This window comes from Streptomyces oceani, assembly GCF_001751245.1.
Classification (GTDB): domain Bacteria; phylum Actinomycetota; class Actinomycetes; order Streptomycetales; family Streptomycetaceae; genus Streptomyces; species Streptomyces oceani.
Genome location: NZ_LJGU01000126.1, coordinates 18,833 through 31,919 on the forward strand (window position 1 = coordinate 18,833; position 13,087 = coordinate 31,919).

Genomic DNA, 13,087 nt, shown 5'->3' on the forward strand with positions numbered 1-13,087 from the left:
CGGCCGGACGCCCGGGTACCGGAAGCGGTGGCCTGGCTGTCCCGCGGCGGGCCTGTGACCGTCGGGCTATGCTCGGAACACGTACCGTGCGGAGGAGGGGAGGCACCCGGAGCATGACCGCGCGGCTGGAGGGTCCCATGACTTCCGAGGCGAGGCGGCGTTTCGAGCATGTCGACGCGGCCTTTCCGGAGCTCAGGCCCGAGATCATCGACGGAGAGATCTACATCAGCACCGTGCTTACCAGTGCGCACGGCCAGATGGTCCTTGCCCTCGCCTCTCAAGCACACTCGTCCGTCCGGATATCTCGGTCGCGGACGCTTCGTTCCGAGGCAACCGGCTCAGGGAGTTTCCCGCTGACGAACTCGGCTTGGTCGCCGAGGTCGTCTCACAGTCGCACGCGGAGAACGACACGCGGAAGAAGGTCAAGAAGTACGCCCTGGCCGGCATCCCGTACTACCTGGTGGTCAATCCGATAGAGGGCTGCTGCCTGCTGTACGCCTCACCGCGTGGCGGGAGTTACCGCGACACCGTCGCGCGCCCCTTCGGCGACGCCGTAACCCTCGGCCACCCACTGGACGTCGAACTCGACACCACAGCGCTGTACACGTACTGAACGGACCGTCCGCGCAGTGGCGGAAGCTGACCGCCACTCAGATGGACATGTCACCCATCCTGATACGCTCCGTGATCGGTCAAGAGGAATGATCAGCCCCTGTGGAGGGGTCCGGTGGGGTGACGGATAGCTCCTGAGCACTCAACGAGCACTCAGACATAGAGGACAGTGACATGAATGTCGAGCCCAGCGCCACCGCCGTGGATGCGACAGACAGCAGCGTCCCCCACCTCGCTATCCGAGGGGTCTGCTATGACGCGGGCGTCCGCTACGCGAAGGATTTCCATTCACGACCGCACTGGCGACCCGACGACGTGCGGCGAGACATGAGCGCGATACGCGACGATCTGGCGTGCAACGCCGTTTCCATTATGGGCACCGATCCCCAGCGCTTACTGGAGGCAGCGCGGATCGCCGTCGACAAGGGACTCTTCGCTTGGCTGCAACCGCGGATGATCGAAGCACGCCCCAGGGCAATCGAGTCAGGACTTCGCGCACTGTGCGCGGGCGCCCAGAAGCTCCAAGGGCACGGTGCAGTCGGGATCAATATCGGATGTGAACTGACACTGACCAGCCGGGGCATCGTGCCAGGCCGCTCCTTCGACCACCGAGGCCAACGACTGCCTAAATTGATCATGAGTCGGAAGCGGAAGTTCGACCGAAAGCTCAATTCTCTTCTGGCCCGCCTGGCCGCGGCTGTCCGGGAGTCCTTCACGGGCCCTATCACCTACAGTGCGGGCGACTGGGAATCGGTGGACTGGTCGCCCTTCGACTACGTCGGACTGGACACCTACCGCGATGAGGACAACGCAGCGGACTACGCACGACAGGTCAGTCGTCACACGGCAGGCGAAAAGCCTGTGCTTGTCACCGAGTTCGGCTGCTGCGCCTACCGTGGCGCCGCCGAACGCGGCGCCTCGGGATACGATATCCTCGATCACCAGACGGACCCCCCGAGCATCACCAGTGAGGTGGTCCGCGACGAACAAGTCCAGGCCGACTATCTCAGCGAGTCGATCAACGCACTGGCCACGACTGGAGTTCACGGCGTATTCGTATTCGCCTTCAGTGAACCCATGCACCTACACTCCGACGAGGTGCGAACAGACGCGGATCTGGCCAGCTTCGGCATCGTCAAAATCACGCATCTCGCCGGTGCCAGTGCGGGCGAGGCCGAACAATGGCTCCCCAAGTCCGCGTTTCAAGCGGTCGCCAGCCGTTATACGGCCCTCCACGGATGAATGGCGGGCCGAGAAAGGTGCAACACGTCGCGTGACCCGTCCCTCCACAGGTCCTGACGATTGCTCCGGTCAACCACGGGGAGAACGTGCGCTGGCTTGCCCGCGGCGGACGTACGACTCGGCCCCAGAGGCCAGTTGACTTGAACCGCGCTTCAATATGCAGTGTGTCCGGCGTACCAGACACCGCGACACCCTGGAACCTCCCATGATCCTCGCCACCGGCGCCTCCGGCAATGTCGGCACCCCCCTCCTCAGTCAGCTCGCCGCCCGCCAGGCCCCCGTACGCGCCGTGACGCGGCACGCGTCCCGTACCGCCCGATCAGCGCCGCAAGCCGAGGCGGTCGAAGCCGACCTACGACGCCCGGCGACCCTCGCCCCCGCCCTGGACGGCGTCCGCTCGCTCTTCCTCCTGCTCCCCGCCGACGGCGACCTGCCCGGGATTCTCGATCTCGCCCGTGAGTCGGGCGTACGACACGTCGTGTACGTCTCCTCGCTCCTCGCGCAGACACACCCGAACTCCCCCATGGGGCGTGGCCCGTTGGAAGGCGAGCGAGCGGTGCGTGACAGCGGACTCGACTGGACGATCCTGCGCCCCTGGGCGTACGCCTCCAATGCCGTCTGGTGGGCGCCCGCCATCCGCGAGCACGGCGTGGTGCGGGCCGGAGCGGCCAAGGCGAGCTCCCCCGTCATCCACCCGGCGGACATCGCCTCCGTCGCGGCCGAGGCGCTCCTCGACGAACGCCACCGTGGCCGCCTCTACCCGTTGACCGGCCCGGAAGAGATCACGCCGGTGGGGCAAGTACGGGCGATCGGCGCGGCCTTGGGGCGCGACCTGCGGTTCGAGGAGCTGTCCGGGGAGGAGCACCTGACGCAGCTGCGGCAGTACATGCCCGAGGAGATGGCCATCGAGATGGCCGGGGGCGGCGACTCCGACGGCCCCGGCGTACTCCACACGGTGCGGGAGGTCACCGGCACGCCGGCGCGTACGTTCGCGCAGTGGGCCCGGGAGCACGTGGAGTTGTTCCGCTGATGTCGCCAGGGCGGCGAGCACAACGGAAACCGCGTTGAACGCCACCCGCCGCCCTGCCAGGCTGCCCGGATGAGCGAATCGGAACCGCCCGAGAAGCTGGCCCGCACGTCGCTGCCGCTGCGCGGCAGAGTGGCACTGGTCACCGGGGTGAGCCGGCGCGGCGGCATCGGTTACGCCCTGGCCCGCCGTCTGGCGGCGTACGGCGCCAGCGTGTTCCTGCACCACTTCGCGCCGCACGACCGGGACCAGGAGTGGGGCGCGGACGACCTGGAAGCCGTACGGGACGGCGTACGGGCCCAGCTCGCCGAAGGCGCCACGGTCGCCGACGCGCACGCCGACCTCACGGACCCCGACGCCCCCGAGGAGTTGTTGGAGACGGCCGCCCGGGAGTTCGGGCACGTGGACATCCTCGTCTGCAACCATGCCCTGACCGGCGAGGACGGCCCGCTGGGCGCCCTGACCGCCGCCGAGTTGGACCGGCACTGGGCGGTGGACGCCCGCTCCCCGATCCTGCTGGCACAGGCGTTCGCCGGGCGGCATGACGGGCGGCCGGGCGGATCGGTGGTCTTCATGACCTCCGGCCAGCATCTCGGCCCGCTTCCCGGCGAGGTCGCGTACGGCGCGGCCAAGGCGGCCCTGGCCGGCGTCACCGTCACCCTCGCGGATCAGCTCGCCGACCGGGGCATCCGGGTCAACACCGTCAACCCGGGCCCGGTGGACAGCGGTTACCTGACCGAGGAGATGTGGCGCATGGTCGAGCCGATGTTCCCCTTCGGCCGCTTCGGCGAACCGGACGATCCGGCCCGGCTGATCAGCTGGCTGGTGACGGACGAGGCCCGCTGGATCACCGGACAGGTCCTCGACACCGAGGGCGGTTTCGGCCGTTGGCGCCCGCGCGGCGGTTGACGGTCGGCGTGCCCTCATCGCCCCCGGTCAACCGAACTCGCACCACACCGCCTTGCCGGGCTCCCCCGCCCGTACGCCCCACGCGTCAGCCAGCGTCGCCACCAGCAGCAGCCCGCGCCCGTGCTCCGCCTCCGCGGCGAGTCCCGTACGGGCACGGGGCTGACCGTCGCCGCTGTCCCGCACCTCCACCCGGAGCCGGGACTCCGCCGTCAACCACAGCGCCAGCCGGAAGGCACGGCCCGGCGGCATGCCGTGCAGCAGCGCGTTGGTGGCCAGCTCGCTGACGCAGAGCAGCACCTCGTCCAGCCGGTCGGCGCGCTGCCAGTCGCACAGCACGCCGCGTACGAACCCCCGCGCGATCGGCACGGACTGGCGCTCCGGGCGGAGGAGGCGCTCGCGGAAGTGGATCTGTCGGGTCTCCATGTTCACCCTCCGAACGGTGTCCGTCCGTGACTAGGATGAAACAGTCAGTGCACCCGTACGTTTTCCCCGTACGGGTCGTTTTCCGGTCAGATGCAGCCCGTACGGGGGAGCGACCCGGCATGACCCAGACACGCAGGCAACGCAAGAAGAACGCCTCCGCGATGCGCCTCGTCGGCGCCCAACTCGCCGTGTTCCGGCGGGCGGCGGAGCACACGCAGGCGCAGCTCGCCACCCAGGTGTGCGCGGAGTGCGAGACGATCGCCTCGATCGAGCAGGGCCGCCGGCCGCTCCAGCCGGAGATGGCCGAGCGGCTGGACAAACTGCTGGGCACGAAGGGCGCCCTGGCAGTCGCGATCGAGAACATGCCGGAGATGGACAAGTACCCGATCTGGGCGGCGGAGTTCGTCGACCGCGAGGCGGACGCGGTGGCCTTGGCATCGTTCGAGAACCAGGTCATTCCGGGGCAGTTGCAGACCGAGGCGTACGCCCGCGCGGTGTTCCGTGCCCGGGTGCCGGTGCTGGACGCGGACGAGATCGAACGGCAGGTGGCCGCCCGGATCGAGCGGCAGGAGATCCTGCGGCGGAAGGTGCCGCCCAGCCTCAGCTTCGTGCTCAACGAGGCGGTGCTGATGGACCGGCTGGGCGGACGGGACGTCTTCCGCGAGCAGTTGGCGCGGCTGCGGGAGTGCGCTCAGCTGCCGGGGCTCTCGCTTCAGGTGATGCCCTTCGGGCAGGAGACACACGCCGGGCTCAACGGCCCGTTCGTGCTGCTGGAGACCCCGGACTTCGAGCATCTGGCCTATACCGAGACCCAGCGCGGCAGTCAGCTCATCTCGGAGCCGGAAGAGGTCAGCATCCTGGAGCAGAAGTATGCGATGCTCCGAACCCAGGCCCTCAACCCCGAGGACAGCAGGGCCCTGTTGGAGAGGCGGCAAGCGGAATCATGAGCGACGCGGCGAGGACTCCAGGCTTCGGCGAGCTGGCGTGGTTCAAGTCCAGCCACAGCGGCAGCGACGGCGGCGACTGCGTCGAAGTGGCGTACGACTGGCGCAAGTCCAGCCACAGCGGCGACGAGGGCGGCAACTGCGTCGAGGTGGCGGCCTGCCCGGCCGCCGTACACGTGCGGGACTCGAAGGACACCGCCCGCCCCGCGCTCACCGTCTCCCCCGCCGCCTGGTCGGCCTTCACGGACCACGCCGCGCGGTAACCCGGACCGGTCGACCGGGCTATCAGCCCTGGGAGATCGGGCACTTCTGCCACACCGAGACGTGCGACCTGCTGGAGTCGGTGAACGGCGCCTCGCTCCAGTCCGCCCGCCGCTCCCGTAGGGCCATCCCGGCAAGCTGCGCCATCAGGTCCAACTCGGCCGGCCACACGAAGCGGTGTGGCGAACGGAACGTGTCGGCCCGTCCCTCGGCGATCGTGTAGTGGTGCGACACCAGGCGCTGGTTCACCAGGTCGTAGGTGTCCACCCCGAGATGATGTGCGCCGATGTGGAAGGGTCGCGCGGTCTCCCCCGGCGGCAGCCGCCGCAGCTCCGGGACGAAGACCTCCACGACGAACCGTCCGCCGGGGGTGAGGTGTAGCGCGGCGTTACGGAAGCAGGCGACCTGCTCGTCCTGGGACAGCAGGCAGGTGATGCCGTTGTACACCAGGTACACCAGGTCGAACTCCCCGGGCGCCCGGGCCGTCGCCATGTCCCCGAGGGTCACCGGCACGGCCTCGCTGCCCGGCTTGGCGCGGAACTGCCGCAACATGGGCTCGGACTTCTCGATTCCGGCGACGCGCACGCCGCGCTCACGCAACGGCAGCGCTACCCGCCCCGTACCCAGCGCGAACTCCAGCGCCCCGGCCGGCCCCGCCCGGCTCGCGAGGAAGTCGACCGCCGGACCCAGCACATCGGCGGCGTAGAGGTACGCGGAGGACTCGTCGTAGCCTCGCGCCACCCGCTCCGTCCACACGTCCGCGTCCATGCCGCCGAAGGCTGCCACGCCCCGGGGAGCACCGCCACCGCGTTTCGCCGTACGTGGGTCAGCTCGGCCGCCAGGCGCGCAGCAACTCCTCCGGCCCGTACGCCGCCCGCAGCCCGTCACCGACCACGCCGCTACGGGACAACGCGACCAGCGGCACCGGCTCGTCCGTCACGGCTGCCCGGTGCTTGTGCAGTGCCGCCAGATCGTGGCTGTCGAACGGCGCGTGCTCCAGCCACTTGATCGAGCCGAAGAACAACAAGCGCTGGGCCACCGGCTCCCGGTCCGCCCCCACGAGATCGATCTCCACGTCATTGCTACGTGTCCAGTAGCCTCCGACCGCCGGCGCGGCTGGCAGGCTCTCGTCGGGCAGGATGCGCGTCAACGACTCACGGAGCAGCGGCTCAACCGCCCGCCCGCGCCAGCTTGTCCACTGCCGCTTGATCCGTTCCAGGGTGAGGTCGCCACGCAGCCGCTCGACCTCCGCCATGTGCGGGCCCAGGAAGGCGAGCCAGAAGCGGAGGTACGGATCGGCTACCCGATACCGCCGCTCCTTGGAGGGCCGCAGCGAGATGGGCAGTTCGGCGGCGACGATTCCCTTACTGGTCAGGAGTTCCGTGGCCCTGGAGAGCGTGGTGTGGGCTATGCCACCGGCGGCTCGGGCGATGTTGGCGAAGGTACGTTCCCCGCTGCCGATGGCGTTGAGGACCTCACGGCCCATGGCCTGTGGCGGGAACTCTGCGGCCAGCGAGCGCTCGGCGGAGACCAGGAGCGCGGAGATCGGATTGTTCAGTGACTCTCGTAGAAACTCCCAAGTGCCGGCGCCCCGGGGCCACTCGCGACAGATCAGCGGCAGACCGCCCGTGATCAGTGCGGCGTCGAACGCGGAAGCCGCGTCCAGGTCGAGCATGCCGCTGATGTCGGCGGGGTTGAGCGGTCCGAGCACCATCTCGCGACCACGCTGGTGGAACGGCCGATCGTAGCTGTTCAGCGCCTCCATCATGGACAGGTCCGATCCGACCAGGAGCAGCAGCACGGGCTTGCGGCTCAGCAGCCGGTCCCAGGCGCGCTGTAGCAGGCCCTCGAAAGAGTCGACGCTCTTCATGAGGTACGGGACCTCGTCGATGACCACCACGCTGGGCTCGTCGGCGGGCAGCACTTCGGCGAGGAGTCGGAAGGCGGCGTTCCACTGCTCTGGCGCTTCCTCGGCGAACAGGCCACGCCCGGGCAGGTTGGAGGACGCTACGGATTCCCGCAGTTCGGACAGCTCACCCTCGGAGGACTCGCCCGCGGCGGTGAAGAAGACGTAGGGGACGTCGGCACGCTGAACGAACTCCTCGACCAGGCTGGATTTCCCGATACGCCGGCGTCCACGCATCAACAGACACCGGCCGGGCTTGGTCGAGGCAGTAGCCTGATCCACCTGTTTGAGGGCCTGTCGGAGCGCCTGTAGCTCCCGGTCTCGCCCGATGAATCGCTCCATGACACCTCGCTCTATATGGTAGCGCCACGGATAGTATCGCAAGGAATACTATCCCTGGCGCTACCAAAGTTGTCTTACTGCTTCTCGGTACGAACCTCGGTGATTCACAGGCGCGCCTCCCGATCACCCAGTCCCCAGCACGGACCGGCGAGCGCCAGGGCGCCGGCAGGACGGCAACTCGGTGCGTTCACTCATCACATCGAGTGGTGGATACGACAAACAGGTCGTCGCACGGAGGGCGTCCCGTACGTTCCCCGCGTGACCACCGAGACACCTGAGCCGAGGACATCCACGGCTCCCCCAGTGACGTATACGCCACGTATACTCCCCGGCATGGCTGACGCGATGATCCGGGTACCCGCACACGTCCGTGACCGACTGGCCGTACTGGCCGAGGCGCAGGGCACGTCGATCCGCTCGCTGATCCAGCGGTTCGCCGAGTCCACCCTCACCCAGGCCGAACGCGACGAGAAGGCCGATCAAGTCAAGGAGTACATCGCCACCCACTTCGGCGTCGTAGTTACCGAAGCTGACGAGGAAGCCATGCAACGCATGATCGACGCTTCCGTGAACGGCGCCGAGACGACTGACACTACCGACTGCCGGTCCGACGCAGCAGATCCACCCGCAGCGGAGGCAGCGTGACCGACACCCATTTCGTCCTGGACGATACAACCCTGTTGGCGCTTGGCAACGGCAACTCACGAGCCTCTGCGTTGATCGTCCGTGGGCATCGCAAGGTGAACATTCACCTCATGGTGCCCACGCTGTGTCTCCTGGAAGCGGACCGCCAGCGCGAAGGCGTCTGTGTCCATATCGGCGCCTTGGAGATGCTGGACACCGTCGATCTCGACTTCCCTGCCACACTGGCCGTGTCAGCACTGGTACGCAAAGGCGTTCGCCTTGGTATCGCGCACGCACGTGTCGCCGCGGCACCAGCTCCTGATCTTCCTGAGGGCGCAAAAGTGGCGACCATCGCCCCCGAACTCTACGCGGACACCGAGACGGCCGTCCTGGACCTGAACGCCCAACCCTGAACGCCCCATCCTGAACACCGTCCGCGCGGGGCGGTCGTCGGCTCCTCGTCGCCGGTGACCGCCCCGCGCCGCGTACGGGTCCGCGTGCCCGTACGGCCCGGCGCCAGCCGGATTGTCGTAGGCGGCCGGTAGAAAGTCCTCAAGAGCCAACACCGATCCGCCAGGGGACCCACCATGGGCAGGTTGATCTACTCGACGATCGCGTCACTCGACGGCTATATGACGGACAAGGAGGGCAACTTCGACTGGGCCGAGCCGGACTCCGAGGTGCACGCCTACCTCAACGACCTGGAGCGGCCCATCGGCACGTACCTCTACGGCCGTCGGACGTACGACGTGATGACCTGCTGGGAGACCGACCCCAGCCTCGCCGAGCAGGGCTCCGTCATGCGGGACTACGCCGAACTGTGGCAGGCGGCCGACAAGGTCGTCTACTCCACGACCCTGGAGGCCCCGGTCACCACCCGCACCCGCCTCGAGCGCAGCTTCGAGCCGGAGGCGGTCCGCCGGTTGAAGACCAGCACCGAGCGGGACCTCAGCGTGGGCGGTGCCGACCTCGCCAAGCAGGCGGTGCGGGCCGGCCTGGTCGACGAGTACCACCTGTATCTGGTGCCGATCCTGGTCGGGGGCGGCACGACGATCTTCCCCGAGGACGTGCGGGTGCCGCTGACACTGCGGGAGGAGCGGCGGTTCGCCGGCGGCATGGTGCATCTGCGGTACGCGGCCGGCAGTTGACGCGTACGCCCACGGGCCCGTGCTCCCGGGAGACGGCGGGCGCCCCTGGGCGTACGAGAACAGTGGCAGCCACGCGAGTCGCGCTCGTCCCGTGGCTGCCACCCACGAACAGAGGCGCCGTCAGGAAAGGGCGGGCCGGGCGGGTTGAGCGCCCTGGCTGTGTTGGCCACCCTGGCCGTGCCGGCGCATGCGGGGGTGTCAGTCCTCCTTGATGCTGACGGCGCTCCCGTCCTTCAGCTTCACCTTCGCCGAGACGCCCTCCTTGGCGGCGGCCTCAAGGTCCGACTCCGAACACGTCTCACCCGCGGCACAGATCTCACCCACACCCGTGATCTTCGTATCCGTCGAAGTCATGAAGACCTGCTTCGTCCCCTTCATGTCCGACACCGAATACTTCCCCGACGCCACGTACGACACCGTGCCGAACCACGTGCCGCTGGTGCCCTCAGGGTCCGCTCCGTGATCCGGGGCGTCTTCGGACCCCCCGCCGGTGTCGTTCTCCTCACCACCACCCCCGTCGCCCGAGTTCGCGGAACCGTCCTTGCCGGAGGAAGCGGAGCTGTCCGACGTGCTGTCGTCGGCGGACGAATCGCCCCCGTCCTGGCATGCGCCCAGCAGTGCGGTCGCGGCTACCAGCGAGGCACTCGCGAGCAGGGTCTTGCGGTGGCGGTTACGCAGCATTTCAGGTTTCCCCTCTGGTCACGTGATCAGCGCTTTGGTCGCCAACTTCGGTCATGTGCGCTGACGCACTGATGGCCATCTTGATCAACAGCCGCGCGGGGAGAAAGTCCGAATGCGTATCAGTGACTCGGTCATTACAGTCTGGAGACACAAGTGCCCAGGGCAGCACGGGAGTTGTTACCTACGGCGCCAAAAGGTGCCGGACTCACCCGGGCCGCTCCTCCGCTCCGAGCAGGCGTTCGTCCGCGTCCGGCAGCCAGGAGTTCGCGGGCCGGGCCAACCAGTCACCCTCGGCGCCCAGGCGCTCGGCAGCGGCGACCAGTGCGTCCAGCCCGTGGTGGCTCAGCCCGCGCCGCCACACCAGGGACACCGGTGCCAACGCCGCCGGCTCGACGAGCGGACGCAGCACCATGCCGGGGATTTCCGTGAAGACCGTGCTACCCAGCACCAGCCAGCGATGCTTCCGCACTGCCCGGATGAACTCCTGGTCGCCCTCCAGTTTCGGGTAGGGCGCGGCGAGTTGGACACCGTGGCCGGTGAGCAGCGTGCGGGCGTAGTCGGTCCACTCGGTGGTGTCCGGGTTGCCGGCGCCCGCGTAGAGGGTCTCCCCGGCGAGACGCGCCAGCGGCACCTCGGCGAGTCCGGCGAGCGGATGGTCGACGGGGAGCAGCACGGCGACCCGTTCGTACCGCACCAGACGGTGCTCGAGACCGTCGAGTACGCCGGGCGCGAGCCCCGCCGCGCGGCCGAAGGAGGCGTCCAGCCGGCCGGCGAGGATCTCCGCGGCGCCGCGTGCGAGGCCGCCGAGATAGCGGGCGACGAACTCCGTGTCCCTGGAGGCCCGTTCCCGAGCGGCGTCCAGCACCCGCTGTCCGGTGCTGACCGGCGCGGCCACGTCGACCCGCAGCGGCGGCTTCGTGCCGCTGGCCACGGCCGCGGTCAGCTGGTCCTGGGCGGCCAGCACCGCACGGGCGTACGGCAGGAGCCGCTCGCCCTCGGGTGTGAGCGTCACCTGTCGCGTCGTACGGACGAACAGCGCGCCGCCGACCTCGCGCTCCAGCCGGCGGATGTCCCGGCTGAGCGCCTGTTGGGCGACGTACAGCCGGGCGGCGGCGCGGGTGAAGTGCAGCTCGTCGGCGACGGCCGCGAAGGCGCGGAGCAGGCGCGGGTCGAGGTCTCGGGGCACGTCGGTTGGCGCGTTCAGGCGGTCACGCAGCGGCGACAGGCACGCGCCGAGGCCGCCACCAGCCCGTGCGGCACCGCGACCAGCGCGCCGGCGACCGCGACCTGCGGCCAGCTGGCGCTCCAGGGCGACGCGAGCACGAGCAGCAACGTGAGGGTCCCCATCGCGGTTGCGGCGATGCTGCCGGTCCAGGCGATCACCGTGGGCAACCGGTGTGGTGTGGGAAGCCAGCGGGAGAGGGGCCCGGTGGCGAGGTACGTCGCCACGGCGAGCAGGACGGCCGCAAGCCACACACCGGCTGGCAGCGCGGCGAACAGTTCGACGGTGCGGGGTAGTTGGTTGCCGCCGACGTCGGAGCCGGTCCCCCCGGACAGCCACCACATGCCGAGCGGCAGCGGCACGGTGAGCGCGAGGACGCGGGCGGTGCGTCGGGCCTGGATGATCGTCAACTCCTGCTGGCAGCTGGGCGCGAGTTCTTCGGGGGTACCGAACTCCCGCACGGCCCGCTGTGCGGCCAGCTCCGGTCGCGTGCCGCGCTCGGTGTGGGCGGCGACCGTGTCGTACAGCCCGTCACGAATCTCCCGCACCATCCGGGCCTTGGCCCGCGCCGGTCCGCGCAGGCGCGCGGCCAGGTCGGCCGCGTGGGTCTCCACCGGGTCGGCGGCCCGAGACGTACGGTCCACGTCGCTCACGAGGCACTCCGGGGCGGTGGGGTCGGGTCGAGTACGGCGCCGATGGTCGCGGTGAAATCGCGCCAAGCGGTGCGTTCGGTGGCGAGACTGCCGCGTCCGGCGTCGGTCAGCTCGTAGCAGCGCCGCCGTCGTTCGCCGACGGACTGCCAGTGACTGCGCAGCAGGCCGAGGCGCTCCATCCGGTTCAGCGCCGGATAGATCGTGCCAGTACGCAGCTCCAGCGCGCCGCCACTGCGCTCCTGGACCGCGGCGATGATCGCGTACCCGTGCAGCGGGCCGGATTCGAGCACGGCCAGCAGCAGTCCGTCCAGGTGTCCTCGTACGGCGTCGGACTTCATAAGTAGACAGCCTACATGATTGTGAGATAGACAGCCTACGCATTGCCAGGCAATATATCTGCTCGCTACTGATGTCGCGTTGGCACAGGCCCAAGGAGTCCCGATGACAAAGGTGTTGCTGTCCCTGCACGTACTCGCGGCGATCCTGGCCATCGGCCCGATCGCCGTGGCCGCCTCGCTGTTCCCCCGTTACGCACAGCCGGGGCGGCGCAGAGACGTCCAGGAAGGCCGGCGGTACGAAGGGGTGGCGAGGCTGCTGCACCGGATCTGTCGCGGTTACGCCGTCGTGGGCGCCGCCGTGCCGGCCTTCGGGGTGGCGACGGGTGCGGCGATGGGCGTTCTCGGCGACGCCTGGCTAATGGCCTCCGTCATACTGACCGCCATCGCCGCGGCCATCCTGATACTGGTCATCCTGCCCGGCCAACAGGAGTTGCTGGCGGCCCCGATGGGGGCCGACGGGATGAACGCCGAGCCGGACCGTGGGACGGAGGCAGCCCGCACGGCCAGCCGGCTGACCATGCTCACCGGAGTCTTCAATCTGCTCTGGGCGACCGTGACGGTGCTCATGATCGTGCGCCCCGGGGCCTGACCGGGCGGGACAGGGCCGCGGGACGAAACCGCAGCCCGCCGAGGTGAAGCCGCTCAGACCGCACCCGCCGGGGCCACCCAACGCGTGGGCTGATCAGCGCACTTGGCGATGGTGTCGAAGTCGCCGTCGTAGTGCAGGACAGCCGCCGCGTCGCTCGGCGGCATTC

Annotated in this window: 16 protein-coding genes and 1 pseudogene; 10 read left to right on the forward strand and 7 right to left on the reverse strand. The window is 69.1% G+C overall.

The window, feature by feature from the left end; genetic code table 11:
* Positions 1–289: 289 nt before the first annotated feature.
* The 4 genes and pseudogenes from AN216_RS13450 to AN216_RS13465 all read left to right on the forward strand — a co-directional run.
* Positions 290–613: pseudogene (locus AN216_RS13450) on the forward strand (Uma2 family endonuclease); the annotation flags it as partial.
* 173 nt (positions 614–786) lie between these two features.
* A complete protein-coding gene (locus AN216_RS28675; protein WP_139140918.1) occupies positions 787–1,854 on the forward strand; it encodes an abortive infection protein in 1,068 nt (355 codons plus the stop codon).
* Positions 1,855–2,059: 205 nt separating this feature from the next.
* A complete protein-coding gene (locus AN216_RS13460; protein ID WP_070196914.1) occupies positions 2,060–2,884 on the forward strand; it encodes an SDR family oxidoreductase in 825 nt (274 codons plus the stop codon).
* Positions 2,885–2,953: 69 nt separating this feature from the next.
* A complete protein-coding gene (locus tag AN216_RS13465; protein ID WP_070196915.1) occupies positions 2,954–3,790 on the forward strand; it encodes an SDR family oxidoreductase in 837 nt (278 codons plus the stop codon).
* Positions 3,791–3,817: 27 nt separating this feature from the next.
* Here the strand turns inward: AN216_RS13465 and AN216_RS13470 are convergent, their stop codons facing one another.
* Positions 3,818–4,213 carry an ATP-binding protein gene (locus AN216_RS13470; RefSeq protein WP_070196916.1) on the reverse strand — a complete coding sequence of 132 codons (396 nt, stop codon included), beginning with the start codon at positions 4,211–4,213 and terminating at the stop codon, positions 3,818–3,820.
* 119 nt (positions 4,214–4,332) lie between these two features.
* On the opposite strand from AN216_RS13470, the gene AN216_RS13475 reads away from it, so the two are divergent.
* Positions 4,333–5,160, forward strand: coding sequence for a helix-turn-helix domain-containing protein (locus tag AN216_RS13475; RefSeq protein ID WP_070196917.1), 828 nt, complete (start codon positions 4,333–4,335; stop codon positions 5,158–5,160).
* Positions 5,157–5,420 (forward strand): DUF397 domain-containing protein, encoded by a 264-nt coding sequence (locus tag AN216_RS13480; protein ID WP_070196918.1) that lies wholly within the window; start codon positions 5,157–5,159, stop codon positions 5,418–5,420. Before AN216_RS13475 ends, AN216_RS13480 begins: the two co-directional genes overlap by 4 nt.
* A gap of 22 nt (positions 5,421–5,442) precedes the next feature.
* On the opposite strand, the gene AN216_RS13485 is transcribed toward AN216_RS13480, so the two are convergent.
* Both AN216_RS13485 and AN216_RS13490 read right to left on the reverse strand, forming a co-directional pair.
* A complete protein-coding gene (locus AN216_RS13485; protein WP_070196947.1) occupies positions 5,443–6,186 on the reverse strand; it encodes a methyltransferase domain-containing protein in 744 nt (247 codons plus the stop codon).
* A gap of 58 nt (positions 6,187–6,244) precedes the next feature.
* A complete protein-coding gene (locus AN216_RS13490) occupies positions 6,245–7,666 on the reverse strand; it encodes an ATP-binding protein (RefSeq protein ID WP_070196919.1) in 1,422 nt (473 codons plus the stop codon).
* A gap of 333 nt (positions 7,667–7,999) precedes the next feature.
* Between AN216_RS13490 and AN216_RS29710 the strand changes: the two genes are divergently transcribed.
* The 3 genes from AN216_RS29710 to AN216_RS13505 all read left to right on the forward strand — a co-directional run bounded on the left by AN216_RS29710 (position 8,000) and on the right by AN216_RS13505 (position 9,438).
* Positions 8,000–8,311: a hypothetical protein gene (locus AN216_RS29710; protein ID WP_070196920.1), complete on the forward strand. Its 312-nt coding sequence runs from the start codon at positions 8,000–8,002 to the stop codon at positions 8,309–8,311.
* Entirely contained in the window at positions 8,308–8,703 is a 396-nt protein-coding gene (locus AN216_RS13500) for a PIN domain-containing protein (RefSeq protein WP_070196921.1), read from the forward strand. The genes AN216_RS29710 and AN216_RS13500 overlap by 4 nt, the downstream gene beginning before the upstream one ends.
* Before the next feature lie 174 nt (positions 8,704–8,877).
* Positions 8,878–9,438, forward strand: a complete 561-nt coding sequence (locus AN216_RS13505) for a dihydrofolate reductase family protein (RefSeq protein ID WP_070196922.1) — start codon at positions 8,878–8,880, stop codon at positions 9,436–9,438.
* A gap of 198 nt (positions 9,439–9,636) precedes the next feature.
* Here the strand turns inward: AN216_RS13505 and AN216_RS13510 are convergent, their stop codons facing one another.
* From AN216_RS13510 to AN216_RS13525, 4 genes are all read right to left on the reverse strand, one after another.
* Positions 9,637–10,119 (reverse strand): hypothetical protein, encoded by a 483-nt coding sequence (locus tag AN216_RS13510; protein WP_070196923.1) that lies wholly within the window; start codon positions 10,117–10,119, stop codon positions 9,637–9,639.
* Between the two features lie 205 nt (positions 10,120–10,324).
* Positions 10,325–11,305, reverse strand: a complete 981-nt coding sequence (locus AN216_RS13515; RefSeq protein WP_079166564.1) for a LysR family transcriptional regulator — start codon at positions 11,303–11,305, stop codon at positions 10,325–10,327.
* Between the two features lie 14 nt (positions 11,306–11,319).
* Positions 11,320–11,994: a permease prefix domain 1-containing protein gene (locus tag AN216_RS13520; RefSeq protein WP_070196924.1), complete on the reverse strand. Its 675-nt coding sequence runs from the start codon at positions 11,992–11,994 to the stop codon at positions 11,320–11,322.
* Positions 11,991–12,332: a PadR family transcriptional regulator gene (locus AN216_RS13525; protein WP_070196925.1), complete on the reverse strand. Its 342-nt coding sequence runs from the start codon at positions 12,330–12,332 to the stop codon at positions 11,991–11,993. The genes AN216_RS13520 and AN216_RS13525 overlap by 4 nt, the downstream gene beginning before the upstream one ends.
* A 103-nt stretch (positions 12,333–12,435) precedes the next feature.
* On the opposite strand from AN216_RS13525, the gene AN216_RS13530 reads away from it, so the two are divergent.
* A complete protein-coding gene (locus tag AN216_RS13530; RefSeq protein WP_070196926.1) occupies positions 12,436–12,921 on the forward strand; it encodes a DUF2269 family protein in 486 nt (161 codons plus the stop codon).
* Positions 12,922–13,087: the final 166 nt, after the last annotated feature.

Coding starts and splice junctions, on each gene's coding strand:
- AN216_RS13505 (WP_070196922.1), top strand. CDS start 8,878: ATGGGCAGGTTGATCTACTCGACGATCGCGTCACTCGACGGCTATATG.
- AN216_RS28675 (WP_139140918.1), top strand. CDS start 787: ATGAATGTCGAGCCCAGCGCCACCGCCGTGGATGCGACAGACAGCAGC.
- AN216_RS13510 (WP_070196923.1), bottom strand. CDS start 10,119: ATGCTGCGTAACCGCCACCGCAAGACCCTGCTCGCGAGTGCCTCGCTG.
- AN216_RS13485 (WP_070196947.1), bottom strand. CDS start 6,186: ATGGACGCGGACGTGTGGACGGAGCGGGTGGCGCGAGGCTACGACGAG.
- AN216_RS13465 (WP_070196915.1), top strand. CDS start 2,954: ATGAGCGAATCGGAACCGCCCGAGAAGCTGGCCCGCACGTCGCTGCCG.
- AN216_RS13525 (WP_070196925.1), bottom strand. CDS start 12,332: ATGAAGTCCGACGCCGTACGAGGACACCTGGACGGACTGCTGCTGGCC.
- AN216_RS13480 (WP_070196918.1), top strand. CDS start 5,157: ATGAGCGACGCGGCGAGGACTCCAGGCTTCGGCGAGCTGGCGTGGTTC.
- AN216_RS13460 (WP_070196914.1), top strand. CDS start 2,060: ATGATCCTCGCCACCGGCGCCTCCGGCAATGTCGGCACCCCCCTCCTC.
- AN216_RS13475 (WP_070196917.1), top strand. CDS start 4,333: ATGACCCAGACACGCAGGCAACGCAAGAAGAACGCCTCCGCGATGCGC.
- AN216_RS13530 (WP_070196926.1), top strand. CDS start 12,436: ATGACAAAGGTGTTGCTGTCCCTGCACGTACTCGCGGCGATCCTGGCC.
- AN216_RS29710 (WP_070196920.1), top strand. CDS start 8,000: ATGGCTGACGCGATGATCCGGGTACCCGCACACGTCCGTGACCGACTG.
- AN216_RS13470 (WP_070196916.1), bottom strand. CDS start 4,213: ATGGAGACCCGACAGATCCACTTCCGCGAGCGCCTCCTCCGCCCGGAG.
- AN216_RS13490 (WP_070196919.1), bottom strand. CDS start 7,666: ATGGAGCGATTCATCGGGCGAGACCGGGAGCTACAGGCGCTCCGACAG.